Genomic DNA, 16,019 nt, shown 5'->3' on the forward strand with positions numbered 1-16,019 from the left:
AGGGAGGACAGTCCATGACCACGCCCGAGAGCGCGGTGTACCCGCCGTCTGAGGACATTGTAGAAAACGCCCATGTGAATGCGGCGAAATATGACGCGCTCTATGCGCAGTCCATTCAGAATCCAGAGAAATTCTGGGCGGAGCAAGCCGAACGCATCACCTGGATCAAGCCTTTCACCAAGGTCAAGAACGTCTCGTATGACTTTGGCAATGTTGACATCAATTGGTTCGAAGACGGCCAGTTGAATGTGGCGGCCAACTGTATTGACCGTCATCTGGCGACCCGCGGAGAGCAGACCGCGATCATCTGGGAACCGGATGATCCATCCGAGGATGCCAAGCATATCTCCTACAAGGAGCTGCATCTGAAAACCTGCCGCATGGCCAATATCCTGGAAAGCATGGGCGTCAGAAAGGGCGACCGGGTGGTGATCTACCTGCCAATGATCCCGGAAGCCGCCTATGCGATGCTGGCCTGTGCCCGGATTGGCGCGATCCACTCGATCGTGTTTGCAGGCTTTTCCCCGGACGCCCTGGCCGCGCGTGTCAACGGCTGCGACGCCAAGGTTCTCATCACCGCCGATGAGGCCCCGCGCGGCGGTCGCAAGACACCGCTGAAATCCAATGCCGATGCGGCGCTGCTGCACTGCAAGGACAGCGTGAAATGCCTGGTGGTGAAACGCACCGGCGGCCAGACCACCTGGGTCGAGGGCCGTGACCACGACTACAATGAAATGGCGCTGGAGGCGAACGACTACTGCAAACCCGCCGTGATGGACGCAGAGGATCCGCTGTTCATCCTCTACACCTCCGGCTCCACCGGGCAGCCCAAGGGTGTGGTGCATACCACCGGTGGCTATCTGACCTATGCGGCGCTGACCCATGAGGTGACGTTCGACTATCACGACGGCGACGTCTACTGGTGCACCGCCGATGTGGGCTGGGTCACGGGTCACAGCTATATCGTCTACGGACCGCTGGCCAATGGGGCGACCACGCTGATGTTCGAAGGGGTGCCGACCTACCCCGACGCCGGCCGGTTCTGGGCGGTCTGCGAAAAGCACAAGGTCAACCAGTTCTACACCGCGCCCACCGCCATTCGCGCCCTGATGGGGCAAGGGCCTGAGTTTGTTGACAAATATGACCTTTCGGATCTCAAGGTGCTGGGTACCGTGGGCGAACCGATCAACCCCGAAGCCTGGAACTGGTACAATGACGTGGTCGGCAAGGGCAAATGTCCGATCGTCGACACCTGGTGGCAGACCGAGACCGGCGGCCACCTGATGACACCGCTGCCGGGTGCCCATGCGACCAAGCCCGGCGCCGCGATGAAGCCCTTCTTTGGCATCGAGCCGGTGGTTCTGGATCCGCAGTCCGGCGCCGAGATCGAAGGCAACGATGTCGAGGGCGTGCTGTGCATCAAGGACAGCTGGCCCGGTCAGATGCGCACGGTCTGGGGCGATCACGAGCGGTTCGAGAAAACCTATTTCTCTGACTACAAGGGCTATTACTTCACCGGCGATGGCTGCCGCCGTGATGCCGATGGCGACTACTGGATCACCGGTCGCGTCGATGATGTGATCAATGTCTCCGGTCACCGGATGGGCACCGCCGAGGTCGAAAGCGCGCTTGTGGCCCATGCCGCCGTAGCGGAGGCCGCCGTCGTCGGCTACCCGCATGAAATCAAGGGCCAGGGCATCTATTGCTATGTGACCCTGATGAATGACCGCACGCCCTCGGACGAGCTGATCAAGGAACTGCGCCAGTGGGTGCGCACCGAGATCGGCCCCATCGCCAGCCCGGATGTCATCCAATGGGCGCCCGGCCTGCCCAAGACCCGCTCCGGCAAGATCATGCGCCGCATTCTGCGCAAGATCGCCGAGAACGACTTCGGCAGCCTTGGCGACACCTCGACGCTCGCCGATCCCTCCGTGGTCGATGACCTGATCGCCAACCGCGCCAGCAAGGGATGACCAGCATGAGTGTAGATGTGATGACACGCCCGGCCGTATTGATCCTGCTGGGGCCGCCCGGCGCTGGCAAGGGCACCCAGGCGCGGATGCTGCAGGACAAGTTCGGCCTTGTGCAGCTCTCCACCGGAGATCTGCTGCGCGCTGCAGTTGCGGCGGGAACCCCGGCCGGCAAACAGGCCAAGGCGGTGATGGACGCAGGCGGCTTGGTGTCGGATGACATCGTGATCGCGATCCTGAATGACCGTCTCGCAGAGGAAGATTGCCAGAACGGCGTGATCCTCGACGGTTTTCCGCGCACCACGGTGCAGGCCAAGGCGCTTGACGATCTGCTCGCCTCCACCGGCCAGCGCATCAACGCTGCGATCAGCCTGAAGGTCGATGACGGCGCCATGGTCGAGCGGATTTCCGGTCGCTCCACCTGTGCAAACTGCGGCGAAGGCTATCACGACACCTTCAAGCCACCGCTGGCAGACGGCAGCTGCGCCAATTGCGGCGGGACCGAATTGACCCGCCGCGCCGATGATCGTGCCGAAACCGTCGCCAGCCGGCTGGAGGCCTATCACGCGCAAACCGCGCCGCTGATCGCCTATTACGCCGATGCGGGGGTTCTGACCTCGGTGGATGCCATGGCGGCCATCGAACAGGTCGCCAATGATATGTCCAAAGTGGTGCAATCGGTGATCAGCTGATCCCGACACGGGCCATGCTCCGAAACAGCCCCTGGTGCGCCAGGGGCTGTTTTGATTTCTTTTGCATCTTGTGCCAGTCGTTGAAATAAGGGCGTGGCCGACGTCGGGGCCGCAGGGCCTCAACCACCACAGACGGATTTCACCACGCATGACCCAGACGAGCTTTGTTCCCGGCCCCGAAACCCAAGCCGAGATGCGCGCCGCATTGGGCTGTTTCGCCACCGGCGTCGTCGTGGTCACAACCCAGAGCCCGCGCGGTCCGCTCGCCATCACGGCAAACAGCTTCACCTCGGTGTCGCTGGAGCCGCCGCTGGTGCTGTGGTGCCCCGCGGTGCAGTCCAAACGGCACGATCCGTTTGTGGGGGCATCGCATTTCTCGATCCACGTCATGGCCGAACAGGATATGGAAACCGCGCTGCATTTTGCCCGCAATGGCGAGGTGTTTGACACCCATGCCTGGTCCGCCAATGCCCAGGGCACGCCCGCATTGGAACAGGCCCTGGTCCGGCTGGATTGCGGCCACCATGCAGCGCATCCCGGCGGCGATCACACGATTTTGGTCGGCGAGGTCCTGCGCGTCACGCAGCGAGGCGACCTCGGTGCCGGTCTGGTCTTCCATCAGGGGCAATACGGCCGGTTCTCGCGCTAGCCGACCCCACCGCCACGACAGAGGACCCGCTGCCACACGGTGGTGCCCCGCCCCTGGCTTTCCTTGGCGTTGGTCAGGCCCGTCGCCGCACCGGGGCCAGCGGCTGAATTGCCAGCACCTGCTCCGGGCATGCAGAGGCGCACAGACCGCATCCCGAACATTGAGAATCGCGAATTTCCAGCGACGCCCCGTCACTGCCCAGATGGATGGCGCCGGTTGGACAGGCCCATGCGCATTGACCGCACAGCGTGCACCCGCCCGAAATGGTCACGCAGCCCTGCGCCGCACCCCGGTTTCGCCGTGACGCCTGCCCCAGCTGCAGCAGCGCCCCGCCACCAAGCTCCGAGGGCCTTGCGTCGCCCTCCTCCAGCAGCGCCCGCAGCGCGCTGTCCGAATGGAACAGCACCACGGAGCCATTGAGCCCCGGACACGCCGCGACCTCCTCCACCAGGCGGATCTGGTGATGGATCACGCGGATGTCAGGCGACAGCTCGACAAACACGCGCTGAAACCCATGCGCCAGCATCCCAAGCAGGTCTTCGGTGTTCAGGCAACATCGATTGCAGGTCGACAGATGGCTGACCGTATAGCGGCCCAGTCGGTACAATGGCGGCTGTTCCGTCAGCGGGAGGTTGAAATACAACACCAGCGCCTGGGGACCGTCCCCCATTTGCTGGCGCAATCGCGCCTCCAGACACGCGCGTTCCAAAGGCGCGGAGCGGCGGCCCGCATCGGGGTCAGCCGCTCCACAATAACACAGGCAACTCGTTAAATGGGACATTCTATTCCCCCAGTTCACCGGGGTAGCAGATCCCCCGAACACATCAACGAAAGCGCCTACATCCTTAACAGCCGGTTACTTTTTCTTAAAATTGACGAAGCCCACCCGCGTTGCGGATGGGCTTATTGCTAGATTTACTGCCCCACGCCTGAAAGCGGGGGCAAGACCCAATTACTTCAGTGCCGCATCGGTGATGGCATGGGTCCAGGCGCCCTCCGGCTGTTTGGTGATGACCGGATCGGATCCCCCCGACAGCAAAGTCTCAACCGTGCGCTGATAATCCGCTTCATCCAGCGCACCATTGCTGCCCGCCGTGAGTTTGGCGATTTCGCCCATCATGCGTTTCTGGTGGGTTTCGGTCTGCGCACCAGAGGCATCATTGTCGAGTACGATTTCCGCGGCCTCATCCGGGTTGGATTCCGCGTATTTCCAGCCCTTCATCGAGGCGCGCACAAAACGCTCCATCTTGTCGACAAAGGCCTCGTCAGACAGGTTCTCTTCGAGCACGTAGAGCCCATCCTCAAGCGTTGCGACGCCTTGGTCCTCGTATTTGAAGGTCACCAGCTCATCCGCCGACACGCCCGCATCAATCACCTGCCAATATTCATTGTAGGTCATGGTGGAAATGCAATCGGCCTGCCGCTGCAACAGCGGGTCGACGTTGAACCCCTGTTTCAGCACCTCGACCCCCTCGGGGCCTTTGCCTTCGGTGGAAATCCCAAGCTTGCCCATCCAGCTCATGAAGGGGAACTCATTGCCGAAGAACCAAACCCCCAGCGTGCGATCTGCCAGATCCGCAGGCTCGGAAATGCCGGTGTCTTTCCAGCAGGTCAGCATCATGCCCGAGGATTTGAACGGTTGCGCGATATTGACCAGGGGCAGGCCCTTTTCACGCGCTGCGAGGGCCGCGGGCATCCACTCCACGGTGACATCCGCGCCGCCGCCCGCAATCACCTGTGTCGGCGCAATGTCGGGGCCACCGGGCAGGATGGTCACATCGAGGTCTTCTTCCTCGTAGAACCCTTTGTCGAGTGCCACGTAATAGCCCGCAAACTGCGCCTGCGTGACCCATTTCAATTGCAGTTTGACCTCATCCGCAGCCTGTGCGGTGGAGGTTGCCATCAGTGCCATGGCGGCGGCTGTCAGCACGTTTTTCATCAGTTCGAACTCCCTGTTGATTATGATGAAATCATGCGCAAGCTCATCTCGACACGCAAAAGTTTTGCTTCTTATTGACGGTCGAAACGGCGTCCTCGCGCATATATTGAGCACAGACCAAGGCGGGGATTTGTCCCTCTGTTCAAGGCGTTGCACCCAAAGGATGAAGCGCACCCGCAAAATGCGGAGGCGCAGGTTGTTTCAGCCCCGTTGTGACGGGTGCCAGAAGGTCAGCGTTTTCTCCAAAAGCGCCATCAGACCGTAAAAGAGTGATCCGGCAATTGCTGCGACCACGATTTCGGCCCAGACCATATCGAGGGCCAACTGCCCCACCGAGGTGGAGATGCGAAATCCCATCCCCACGGTCGGAGAGCCAAAAAACTCGGCCACAATCGCACCGATCAAAGCAAGCGTGGTGGAGATCTTGAGCCCATTGAACACGAAAGGTAGCGCGGCTGGCAGGCGCAGCTTGAACAGGCTCTGCCAATAGGAGGCCGCATAGGTGCGCATCAGGTCGCGCTGCATCTGATCGGTTTCGCGCAAACCCGCCACCGTATTCACCAGCATCGGAAAGAACACCATCACCACGACCACCGCAGCCTTGGATTGCCAGTCAAAACCGAACCACATCACGAGGATCGGCGCGGTGCCAACGATGGGCAGCGCGGCGACAAAGTTCCCGACCGGCAACAGCCCCCGGCGCAGGAAATCGCTGCGATCCACAAGAATGGCCGTCAGGAACGCCGCACCGCAGCCAATGACATAGCCGCCAAGCGCGCCCTTCAGAATGGTCTGGCTGAAGTCCGCCCAGAGGATCGGCATGCTGGAGGCAAACCGCTCTGCGATCAGCGAAGGCGCGGGCAGGATCACCAGAGGCACCTCAAGGCCACGCACCAGCAGTTCCCAGACGATGAGGATCGTCACGCCAAAGATCGCAGGCACCAAGAGCCCCACCGCACGGGTATTGGCCTTTGGTCCATTGGCCAGCCGCGCGTTGATCCACCAGCCCGCGATCCACACGAGCAGTGCAAGAAAAACCAAGGCCATCAGCGCACCTCCCCTGTGGTCTGGCTGCATCGGGCGTTCGATGTCAGCATATCGTTCATGGCTTTACCCCCATGCGCCCCAGCAGCACCCGCTCCAACAGCCCCAGCAGCGCAACCAGAGCCGCCGCCAGGATTGCCGCCGCAAAGAGCGCCGACCAGATCTGCACCGTTTGTCCGTAGTAGCTGCCCGCCAGAAGCCGCGCGCCAAGCCCGGCAACCGCACCGGTGGGCAATTCGCCCACGATGGCACCGACCAATGAGGCCGCAATCCCGATCTTCAGCGAGGCAAAGAGGTAGGGCATCGAGGATGGCAACCGCAGCTTCCAGAACACCTGCCCCTGAGACGCAAAATACGTCTTCATCAGGTCAAGCTGCATATGATCAGGACTGCGCAGCCCCTTCACCATCCCCACGACCACCGGGAAGAAACTGAGATAGGCGGCAATGATCGCCTTGGGCAAAAGCCCTTGTACCCCAATGGAATAGAGCACCACGATAATCATCGGCGCCAGCGCGATGATCGGGATGGTCTGGCTGACGATGGCCCAGGGCATCACCGACATATCCATCACCCGCGAATGCACGATCCCCACGGCAAGCAGGATGCCAAGCCCGGTGCCGATGGCAAATCCCATAAGCGTCGCCGACAGCGTCACCTGCGCATGGTAGATCAGGCTGCGCTTGGAGGTGATCTTTTTCATCACCGTCGTGTCCCACAGCTCCGCGACGACCTGATGCGGGGCGGGCAGACGTGGGCGCTCCACCGACCACGCGCGCGGAATGGCAAAGCTGTTCTGCGCCACGAGTCCAAGCGCCGAAGCATCGCGCCGCTCCCTGGCAGTGGCAGGCGTCACCTGCTCCCCTGCCCGTTCTGCCGTATCCAAGACGCCCTTGATGTTCATCGGCACACAGGCAAGATACCAGATCCCGATCAGTGTCGCGACGACGGTGAGGACAGCCAAAAGCGTCTTCATGCACGGCCCTCCGAATTCCTAGCCTCAGTCATGCGCATGCCCCGCGCGCAGACCCTCGCGGACGCGATGGGCGATTTCGATGAACTCTGGCGAGTCGCGAATATCGAGGGGGCGCTCTTTGGGCAGCGTGCTGTCGATCACCTCGTGGATGCGGCCCGGACGCGGAGACATCACCACGATCTTGGTCGACAGATACACCGCCTCGGGGATCGAGTGGGTCACAAAGCCGATGGTTTTATCCGTCCGCGCCCAGAGTTTCAGCAGCTGCTCGTTGAGGTGATCGCGCACGATTTCATCAAGCGCCCCAAAGGGTTCGTCCATCAACAGCAGATCCGCATCAAAGGCCAGCGCGCGGGCAATGCTGGCCCGCTGCTGCATGCCGCCCGACAGCTGCCACGGGAATTTACCGCCAAAGCCAGAAAGCTCCACCAGCTCCAGCACCTCGGCCACGCGTTTGTCCTGCTCGGCCTTGGAATATCCCATGATTTCAAGCGGAAGCTTGATGTTCTTGGCGATGGTGCGCCACGGGTACAATCCCGCCGCCTGAAACACATAGCCATAGGCACGCTGCTTGCGGGCGTCTTCGGGGGTCATCCCGTTCACGGTCAAGCTGCCGCCCGTCGGCGTTTCCAGCGACGCGACACATCGCAGGAATGTCGTCTTGCCACAGCCCGAAGGGCCAATGAAGGAGACAAAATCTCCCTTGCTGATCGTCAGGTTGATGTCCTTGAGCGCGTGAACGGATGTCTCACCCGTCCCAAACACAAGGTTCAGATCCCGGGCTTCGATCACTGCGGCATCCGGGGCTCGGTCCATGGCGCTGTCCACCCGTGAGGTCATTTGCATATTCATTTCATAGCCTTGGTCAAACAAACGGGGGCACGCGGCCCCCGTTTCTGATGCAGTTAGACGCCAGTGGCGGGAATGCCGCTGCGCTCCACCGGGCGCGGCGCGGTCAGATCCTTCCAGGTGCTGAGTGCCGTGTTGACCACGGTGTTGGGCGCGCGCTCCACAAACTTGCCGTGGCCTTCCTGCGTCTTGATTTCGCCGTCCATCACGGCGACCTGACCGCGGGTCAGCGTGTAGCGTGGCAGGCCCTTGACCTCTTTGCCCTCGAACACGTTGTAATCAATGGCGGATTGCTGCGAGGTAGCCGAGATCACCTTGGTCTTTGCAGGGTCCCAGACCACCAGATCCGCATCCGCCCCGACCAGAACCGCGCCCTTTTTGGGGTAGCAGTTCAGGATCTTGGCGATGTTGGTCGAGGTCACGGCGACAAATTCATTGGGCGTCAGACGGCCGGTCTCAACCCCATGGGTCCAGAGCATCGGCATCCGATCCTCAAGCCCGCCGGTGCCATTGGGGATCTTGGTGAAATCCCCCACGCCATAGCGTTTCTGCTCGGTCGAGAAGGCGCAATGATCCGTTGCCACCACCGACAGGGAGCCAGACTGAAGCCCCGCCCAGAGGCTGTCCTGATGCTGCTTGTTGCGGAACGGCGGCGACATCACCCGGCGCGCGGCATGGTCCCAATCGGCGTTGAAATACTCGCTTTCATCCAGCGTCAGATGCTGGATCAGCGGCTCGCCCCAGACCCGTTTGCCCTGCATGCGCGCACGGCGAATGGCCTCGTGGCTGTCCTCGCAGGAGGTATGCACCACATAGAGCGGCACGCCCGCCATATCGGCGATCATGATGGCGCGGTTGGTGGCCTCGCCCTCGACCTGCGGCGGCCGGGAATAGGCATGCGCCTCCGGGCCGGTGTTGCCCTGCGCCAGCAGTTTGGCGCTCAGCTCCGCCACCACATCGCCGTTTTCGGCATGCACCATGGCAATGCCGCCCAACTCCGACAGGCGCTGGAAGGAGGCATAGAGTTCATCGTCGTTCACCATCAAGGCGCCCTTGTAGGCCATGAAGTGCTTGAACGTGTTGATGCCGCGGGTCTCGATCACGGTCTTCATCTCGTCAAAGACCTGCTCCCCCCACCATGTCACCGCCATATGGAAAGAATAGTCGCAGTTCGCCCGGGTGGATTTGTTGTCCCAGCGTTTCAGCGCATCGAGCAGACTCTCGCCCGGCTGCGGCAGCGCAAAATCCACCACCATGGTGGTGCCGCCCGCCAGTCCCGCGCGGGTGCCGCTTTCGAAATCATCGGTGGAATAGGTGCCCATGAAGGGCATCTCCAGATGGGTATGCGGGTCGATCCCGCCCGGCATCACGTAGCAGCCGGTGGCGTCCAGCACCTCATCACCTTTCAGATCCGGGCCAATTTCGGTGATGATGCCGTTTTCCACCAGCACATCTGCCTTATAGGTCAGATCCGCGGTCACGATGGTGCCGTTCTTGATGACTTTGGTCATATCAAACTCCCTGTGGTCCGACGCCTTGCGCGCCGTTGTCTTCAAAACCCGGGTGAGTTTCTTGTGACCCTGAATATCCCGGGTGTCGCGCAGGCGCGACGGGGGCAGCGCCCCCTTGGTTGTGTGAGGTCAGGCGACGATCTCTGCCGTCTCCAGCACCGCATGCAGCATCACATCGGTGCCCGCTGCGGCCCAGTCTTTGGAAATCTCTTCCGCTTCATTGTGGCTCAGCCCATCAACGCAGGGGCACATGATCATCGCGGTGGGGGCCACATCGTTGATCCAGCAGGCGTCATGCCCCGCGCCGGAAACGATATCGAGATGGCTGTAGCCCAGACGCTCCGCCGCATTGCGCACCGCGTTGACGCAGGTCTCGTCAAAGGTCACGGGGTCAAAATGCCCGACGGGTTCGATCTCCAGCCCAAGCCCCAGCTCCTCGGCGATCTCCTTCGCCTTGGCCTCGAACTGTGCCCGCATCGACGTGAGTTTCTCCAGATCCGGCGTGCGGAAATCCACGGTGAAGACCACCTTGCCGGGGATCACATTGCGCGAGTTTGGGAAAACGTCGCAATGCCCCACCGCGCCAACCGCATGCGGCTGATGCGCCATGGCGATCTGATGCGCCGCTTCGGTCATCCGCGCCATGCCAAGCCCGGCATTCACCCGCATGTTCATCGGCGTGGAGCCAGTATGCGCGTCCTTGCCACTCACCGTGCATTGCAACCACCACAGCCCCTGCCCATGGGTCACAACGCCAATATCCTTGCCTTCGGCCTCTAGGATGGGGCCCTGCTCAATGTGCAGCTCGAACATCGCGTGCATCTTGCGCGCGCCGACCGCCTCATCTCCGACCCAGCCGATCCGCTTCAACTCGTCGCCGAACGTCTTGCCCTCGGCATCCTCACGCCCATAGGCCCAGTCCTGTGTGTGCTTGCCCGCAAACACGCCTGAGGCCAGCATCGCGGGCGCAAACCGCGTGCCTTCCTCGTTGGTCCAGTTCGTGACCACGATCGGGTGTTTGGTCTTGATCCCGAGGTCGTTCATCGTGCGCACTGCTTCCAAGCCACCAAGCACCCCCAGAACGCCATCGTATTTGCCGCCCGTCGGCTGGGTGTCCAGATGCGAGCCCATATAGACCGGCAGCGCGTCGGGATCTTCGCCGGGGCGGGTCGCAAACATATTGCCCATGGTGTCACAGCCCATGGTCATGCCTGCCGCCTCGCACCAGGACTGAAACAGCGCCCGCCCTTCGGCATCCGCATCGGTGAGCGTCTGGCGGTTGTTGCCCCCCGCGACGCCGGGGCCGATCTTGGCCATCTCCATCAGGCTGTCCCACAGCCGATCGCCGTTGATTTTCAGATTTTGTCCAAGCGCGGTCATCTCTGTTTGCTTCCTTCCCTGTGGTCTGCCTCGCCCTCATGCATCGGGGCGGGGTCATGCGTGGCTTGTCCAGCCCGGGTCAGTGGCTCTCACTGTGCCGTTGGTTCTGGCCGGGTCGCCAAGACGGGCAAGGCCGGACATTTGACCAACTGGTCAAACTCACGCTATCACCAGATGAGACTCAGTCAAGAAATTGCGCGCCTGTCCGTTCGGAATTGATTTCAGCTGCCGGGCATCTGTGCAAAAATCATGCGACGCCTGCCAGGACCAGACACCAACAGAAAGCACCGGCACGACATGCCCAAAGACCGCAGCCCGACGAGGATCCAAAAACGCAATCGTGCCAATATCCTGGAGGCCGCTCTGGATGTGTTTTCCCAAAACGGTTTTCGCGGATCGACGGTCGATCAGATCGCCAGCGCGGCCGGGCTGTCAAAGCCCAATCTGCTCTATTATTATCCGTCCAAGGAAGCGATCTTTACCGACCTTCTGTCGAAACTTCTCGCAACCTGGCTGGCCCCGCTGCGCGATATCGACCCGGACGGAGACCCGATGGAGGAGATCCTCAGCTACGTTCAGCGCAAATTGCAGATGAGTCAGGACATGCCGCGCGAAAGCCGCCTCTTCGCCAATGAGATCGTCCAAGGCGCACCGCGCATGATCGACACGCTCTCGACGGAACTGCGCGAACTGGTGGATGCGACAGAAGTCATCTTTCAGGACTGGATGGCTGCGGGCAAGATCGCCAGCGTTCATCCCCGGCATCTGTTGTTTTCGATCTGGTCCCTCACCCAGCATTACGCGGATTTCGAGGTTCAGGTGCAGACCCTGATGACCCCCGAGGACCCTTTTGCCGCCGCGCCGGAATTTCTCGACACGCTCTACCGCCGCATGCTCACGCCCACGACCTGACACTCCGGACGCAACGCCCAAGTTGGGAGGCCAAGAGGGGGATGGCGGGTCAAGGGCCGCAAAGCGGCGGCGCGCAAGCGACGTTTACCCTTGAGGCGCCAGCGCCCGCCTCAAACTTGATCTGGTCCATCAGGACACATGTGCCCCTGATGGACCTCCCCGGCAAAATTTCGACCTCTCCCCAATAGCGATCCGGCCTCGGTGCTACGCCAAAGCCCCGCGCAAAACAAAGGCGCCGCGCGAAGCGCGGCGCCGGGCCCAACGGGAGAGGATGCAGGTTACCTGCATCCTCGACGGGCGGGAGCCTCCCCGCCGTGGCTTATTCCGCCGCTGTCGCAGCCGGATTGTTCGGATGCTGTGTCCAGTTGCCATATTCGCCGCTCACCACCTTGCCGGTGCGCTCATCAACAGCGCCGACGGCAACCTCTTCCATGGTGATACAGCCCTCGACCGGGCAGACATTGACACAGAGATTACAAGCCACGCATTCATCGTCCTTCACGGTAAAGGTCCGATCCGCCGACATCGCGATCGCCTGATGCGAGGTATCCTCGCAGGCCGCATAGCAACGCCCGCATTTGATGCAATCGTCCTGAGAGATCTTCGCCTTGGTCACATAGTTCAGATCCAGATACTGCCAGTCGGTGACATTGGGAACCGCCATCCCGCGGAAGTCCTCAATGGAGGAATATCCCTTCTGATCCATCCAGTCCGACAGACCCGAGATCATCTCCTCGACAACTTTGAACCCATAGGTCATGGCCGCCGTGCAGACCTGCACATTGCCCGCCCCCAGCGCAATGAACTCTGCCGCATCGCGCCAGGTTGTGACGCCGCCAATGGCGGAAATCGGCAGGCCTGCGGTCTGCGGATCGCGGGCGATCTCGGCGACCATATTCATCGCGATCGGCTTCACCGCCGGACCGCAATAACCGCCATGGGTGCCCTTGCCGCCGATCATCGGCTCCGGCGACATCGCATCAAGGTTCACCGAGGTGATCGAATTGATCGTGTTGATCAGCGACACCGCATCCGCATTGCCAGCCTTGGCCGCGCGCGCCGGGTGGCGAATGTCGGTGATATTGGGCGTCAGCTTCACGATCACCGGCTTGTCGTAATATTGCTTGCACCACTCTGTGACCATCTGGATGTATTCCGGCACCTGCCCCACCGCAGAGCCCATGCCGCGCTCGGCCATGCCATGCGGACAACCAAAGTTCAGCTCGATCCCGTCACAGCCGGTTTCCGCCACACGCGGCAGGATCGCTTTCCACGCGGCTTCTTCGCAAGGCACCATGATCGAGGCAATGAGCGCGCGATCCGGATAATCCTTCTTCACGCGGGTCATTTCCTCAAGGTTCACATCCAGCGGACGGTCCGTGATCAGCTCAATGTTGTTGAGCCCCAAGAGCCGCCGGTCCGCGCCCCAGATCGCGCCATAGCGCGGCCCGTTCACATTCACCACCGGCGGACCTTCGGCGCCCAGCGTCTTCCAGACCACACCGCCCCATCCGGCCTCAAAGGCGCGGCGGACGTTGTATTCCTTGTCGGTGGGCGGCGCGGAGGCCAGCCAAAACGGGTTCGGTGATTTGATACCGAGGAATTCTGTCGTAAGATCAGCCATTTGATCTCTCCCTGTTTGCTAACTATACGGCCTGCCCTGCCCTGCAAGGCGGCGCATAGCGGCTTCAGCCCATCAGGCTCGCGTGGATATCTTCGGCCGCATCGCGGCCCTCGGCGACGGCAGTCACGGTGAGGTCATCGCCGCCGGATGCACAATCGCCCCCGGCCCAGACCCCGGACACAGAGGTGCGCCCGGTTTCAGAGACCTTGATCTTGCGCCCCTCCAGCTCCAGCGTCTCCGGCTGGCCCTCAAGCGTCTGACCGATGGCCTTCATCACCTGATCGGCGGCCAGTCGCACCGTCTCTCCGGTGCCGGTGACGCGCCCGTCCACAACATTGGTGTATTCCAGTTCGATCTCGACCGCAGACCCGTTGCCATGGATCGCCTTTGGCATCACGTTGAACATCAGCTTCACGCCCTTGGAGGCCGCAAGATCCTGTTCAAACCGGCTCGCGCCCATGGCGTCCCGCCCCCGGCGATAGGCGATGGTGACATTTTCAGCGCCCAGAAGTTTGGACTGCACGGCGGCATCCACGGCGGTCATACCGCCGCCGATGACCACCACATTGCGCCCCACGGGCAGCGCGGTCAGATCCTCAGCCTGACGCAGCTCCGCGATGAAATCCACCGCATCGCGCACGCCGTCCTTGTTTTCGCCCTCCGCACGCAGCGCATTAACGCCCTGTAGCCCGACGGACAGGAACACCGCGTCAAAGTCAGACTGAAGCCCCTCCAGCGTCAGCCCCATGCCAAGCCCGCGCCCGTACTCGATGGTGATGCCGCCGATTTGCAGCAACCACTCCACTTCGCGCGCGGCAAAGTCATTGGTGGATTTATAGGCCGCGATCCCGAATTCATTCAGGCCCCCCGCCTTGGCCTTGGCCTCATAGACCGTGACCTCGTGACCGTGCATCGCCAGACGGTGCGCCGCCGCAAGACCCGCAGGCCCTGCCCCGACAACCGCAACCCGCTTGCCCGTGGCCGCTGCGCGGGTGAAGGGGTGCACGTCCCGCTCCATCAGCATATCGGTGGCGTAGCGCTGCAAGCGACCGATTTCGACCGGCTTGCCCTCGGCCACCTCCCGCACGCAGACCTCTTCGCAGAGCGTCTCTGTCGGACAGACCCGGGCGCACATGCCGCCGAGAATGTTCTGCTCCAGAATAGTCTTGGCAGCACTTTCCGCATGCCCGCCCTGGATCTCGCGGATGAATTGCGGAATGTCGATGCTGGTGGGACACGCCGTCATACAGGGCGCATCAAAACAGAAATAACAGCGATCCGCCGCAACCGCGGCCTCATGCGCATCAAAGGGCGCGTGAAGATCCGCGAAGTTTTCGGCGATTTCCTGAGCGCTGAGCCGCTCTGATCGCACTCCGGATACCTGGTGGCCTGCTGCCATTGGGTGTCTCCTTGCTGATACTGGACAGTCAATGATGTCTTCTTGTTGAAACCAGAGTGCCACAGGCGGATTTTTTATCAACTGGTAAAATTTAGAGAATGCGCTTTCTCACCCTTTGACGCTGCAATTGAGGCGGGTAATAAATTGTTTTCACAAAACAAATTCAGATTGATTAATTCTGATGCACATCCCTGGCAGGCACAAAGACACAGCTGAACTGCGCATTTTCAATGCAAAACGGGGACCTGAGTCCCCTCAGATCCCCGTTCGATAACGTCGGCGCATGGGTCCGGTTCAGGACATTCCAAGCGCTTCTTTGTACATTTCCAACACGGCCTCTTCTTCGGCGATGTCGTTTTCATCGCGCTTGCGCAGAGCGATAATCTTGCGCAGAACCTTGACGTCGTAACCGCGCCCTTTGGCTTCGGCCATGACCTCTTTCTGCTGCTCGGCAATTGCCTTCTTCTCTTCGTCCAGACGCTCGAACCGCTCCACAAACTGGCGCAGCTCGCCTGCGGTGACGCGGTAGTTTTCGCTCTTTTCGTCTTCGGTCATGTCCATGGGATGGCCCTCGTGCAAATTGCCTCAACTGCTCCGGTTTGGCACCGGTTGAGGCAGAGGGATACAGCGCTGTCACGCGCCTCGCAAGGCTGGAGTTCCACGGTCATGCTTGCAGTGGCGGGATCACTCTTGTAGGCGCTGAACCATCCGCGTGACACGCGCCAGGGGCGGTGTCGGGCATGAGACCTGACAGAGGGAAAGCAGGCAGATGGAATATTTGGTTTGGGCCGGTGGCACGCTCTCGATCCTCGGCATGATCGGGCTGGTCTGGTGCGTGGTCAGCGTCATGCGCGCCAAGCGCAAGGGGCTGAGCGATGAGGAGCTGCGCGCCGTGTTGCAATCCGTCCTGCCCAAGAACCTCGGCGCATTGCTGCTGTCGGTTCTGGGTCTGATGCTGGTGATGGTTGGGCTGTTCCTGAGCTGACACTCAGACACAGCCGCAAGATGTCGCCTTATGTCTGATCCGGGCCAGCCTGAGCATCGACACAGATGCACCACACTCGGGACGACACT

Annotated in this window: 15 protein-coding genes; 5 read left to right on the plus strand and 10 right to left on the minus strand. The window is 61.4% G+C overall.

The annotated features are described in order from the left end of the window. Window positions 1-14: 14 nt before the first annotated feature. The 3 genes from acs to MHM88_RS11765 all read left to right on the plus strand — a co-directional run bounded on the left by acs (window position 15) and on the right by MHM88_RS11765 (window position 3,311). Window positions 15-1,973, plus strand: a complete 1,959-nt coding sequence (acs, locus tag MHM88_RS11755; RefSeq protein WP_239364913.1) for an acetate--CoA ligase — start codon at window positions 15-17, stop codon at window positions 1,971-1,973. A gap of 5 nt (window positions 1,974-1,978) precedes the next feature. Next, window positions 1,979-2,662, plus strand: coding sequence for an adenylate kinase (locus MHM88_RS11760; RefSeq protein WP_239364916.1), 684 nt, complete (start codon window positions 1,979-1,981; stop codon window positions 2,660-2,662). A 148-nt stretch (window positions 2,663-2,810) separates the two neighbouring features. Beyond that, on the plus strand, window positions 2,811-3,311 hold the full coding sequence (locus MHM88_RS11765; protein ID WP_239364919.1) for a flavin reductase family protein: 501 nt from the start codon (window positions 2,811-2,813) through the stop codon (window positions 3,309-3,311). 73 nt (window positions 3,312-3,384) lie between these two features. Here the strand turns inward: MHM88_RS11765 and MHM88_RS11770 are convergent, their stop codons facing one another. The 7 genes from MHM88_RS11770 to MHM88_RS11800 all read right to left on the minus strand — a co-directional run bounded on the left by MHM88_RS11770 (window position 3,385) and on the right by MHM88_RS11800 (window position 11,010). Next, window positions 3,385-3,981 carry a 4Fe-4S dicluster domain-containing protein gene (locus MHM88_RS11770; protein ID WP_239364922.1) on the minus strand — a complete coding sequence of 199 codons (597 nt, stop codon included), beginning with the start codon at window positions 3,979-3,981 and terminating at the stop codon, window positions 3,385-3,387. A 282-nt stretch (window positions 3,982-4,263) separates the two neighbouring features. Next, window positions 4,264-5,250, minus strand: coding sequence for an ABC transporter substrate-binding protein (locus MHM88_RS11775; protein ID WP_239364925.1), 987 nt, complete (start codon window positions 5,248-5,250; stop codon window positions 4,264-4,266). A 201-nt stretch (window positions 5,251-5,451) separates the two neighbouring features. Continuing rightward, the gene (locus tag MHM88_RS11780; protein WP_239364928.1) at window positions 5,452-6,297 is read right to left on the minus strand and encodes an ABC transporter permease; all 846 of its coding nucleotides are present in this window, start codon (window positions 6,295-6,297) and stop codon (window positions 5,452-5,454) included. Window positions 6,298-6,352: 55 nt separating this feature from the next. Further along, the gene (locus tag MHM88_RS11785) at window positions 6,353-7,270 is read right to left on the minus strand and encodes an ABC transporter permease (RefSeq protein ID WP_239319487.1); all 918 of its coding nucleotides are present in this window, start codon (window positions 7,268-7,270) and stop codon (window positions 6,353-6,355) included. A gap of 24 nt (window positions 7,271-7,294) precedes the next feature. Then, entirely contained in the window at window positions 7,295-8,122 is an 828-nt protein-coding gene (locus MHM88_RS11790) for an ABC transporter ATP-binding protein (RefSeq protein WP_239364931.1), read from the minus strand. Window positions 8,123-8,175: 53 nt separating this feature from the next. After that, window positions 8,176-9,630: a dihydropyrimidinase gene (gene hydA / locus MHM88_RS11795; RefSeq protein WP_239364934.1), complete on the minus strand. Its 1,455-nt coding sequence runs from the start codon at window positions 9,628-9,630 to the stop codon at window positions 8,176-8,178. 129 nt (window positions 9,631-9,759) lie between these two features. After that, entirely contained in the window at window positions 9,760-11,010 is a 1,251-nt protein-coding gene (locus MHM88_RS11800) for a Zn-dependent hydrolase (protein WP_239364939.1), read from the minus strand. 297 nt (window positions 11,011-11,307) lie between these two features. Here MHM88_RS11800 and MHM88_RS11805 point away from each other — a divergent pair, with 297 nt between their 5' ends. Continuing rightward, window positions 11,308-11,922 carry a TetR family transcriptional regulator C-terminal domain-containing protein gene (locus tag MHM88_RS11805; protein ID WP_239364942.1) on the plus strand — a complete coding sequence of 205 codons (615 nt, stop codon included), beginning with the start codon at window positions 11,308-11,310 and terminating at the stop codon, window positions 11,920-11,922. A 319-nt stretch (window positions 11,923-12,241) separates the two neighbouring features. On the opposite strand, the gene preA is transcribed toward MHM88_RS11805, so the two are convergent. The 3 genes from preA to MHM88_RS11820 all read right to left on the minus strand — a co-directional run bounded on the left by preA (window position 12,242) and on the right by MHM88_RS11820 (window position 15,506). Beyond that, window positions 12,242-13,546 carry an NAD-dependent dihydropyrimidine dehydrogenase subunit PreA gene (gene preA, locus MHM88_RS11810; RefSeq protein WP_065325927.1) on the minus strand — a complete coding sequence of 435 codons (1,305 nt, stop codon included), beginning with the start codon at window positions 13,544-13,546 and terminating at the stop codon, window positions 12,242-12,244. Between the two features lie 64 nt (window positions 13,547-13,610). Next, window positions 13,611-14,945: an NAD(P)-dependent oxidoreductase gene (locus MHM88_RS11815; protein WP_239364947.1), complete on the minus strand. Its 1,335-nt coding sequence runs from the start codon at window positions 14,943-14,945 to the stop codon at window positions 13,611-13,613. 294 nt (window positions 14,946-15,239) lie between these two features. Continuing rightward, on the minus strand, window positions 15,240-15,506 hold the full coding sequence (locus tag MHM88_RS11820; RefSeq protein WP_005609905.1) for a DUF2312 domain-containing protein: 267 nt from the start codon (window positions 15,504-15,506) through the stop codon (window positions 15,240-15,242). Between the two features lie 208 nt (window positions 15,507-15,714). Here MHM88_RS11820 and MHM88_RS11825 point away from each other — a divergent pair, with 208 nt between their 5' ends. Next, window positions 15,715-15,930: a hypothetical protein gene (locus MHM88_RS11825; protein ID WP_239364953.1), complete on the plus strand. Its 216-nt coding sequence runs from the start codon at window positions 15,715-15,717 to the stop codon at window positions 15,928-15,930. Window positions 15,931-16,019 lie beyond the last annotated feature (89 nt).

This window comes from Epibacterium sp. MM17-32 (genome assembly GCF_022348205.1).
GTDB lineage: Bacteria > Pseudomonadota > Alphaproteobacteria > Rhodobacterales > Rhodobacteraceae > Epibacterium.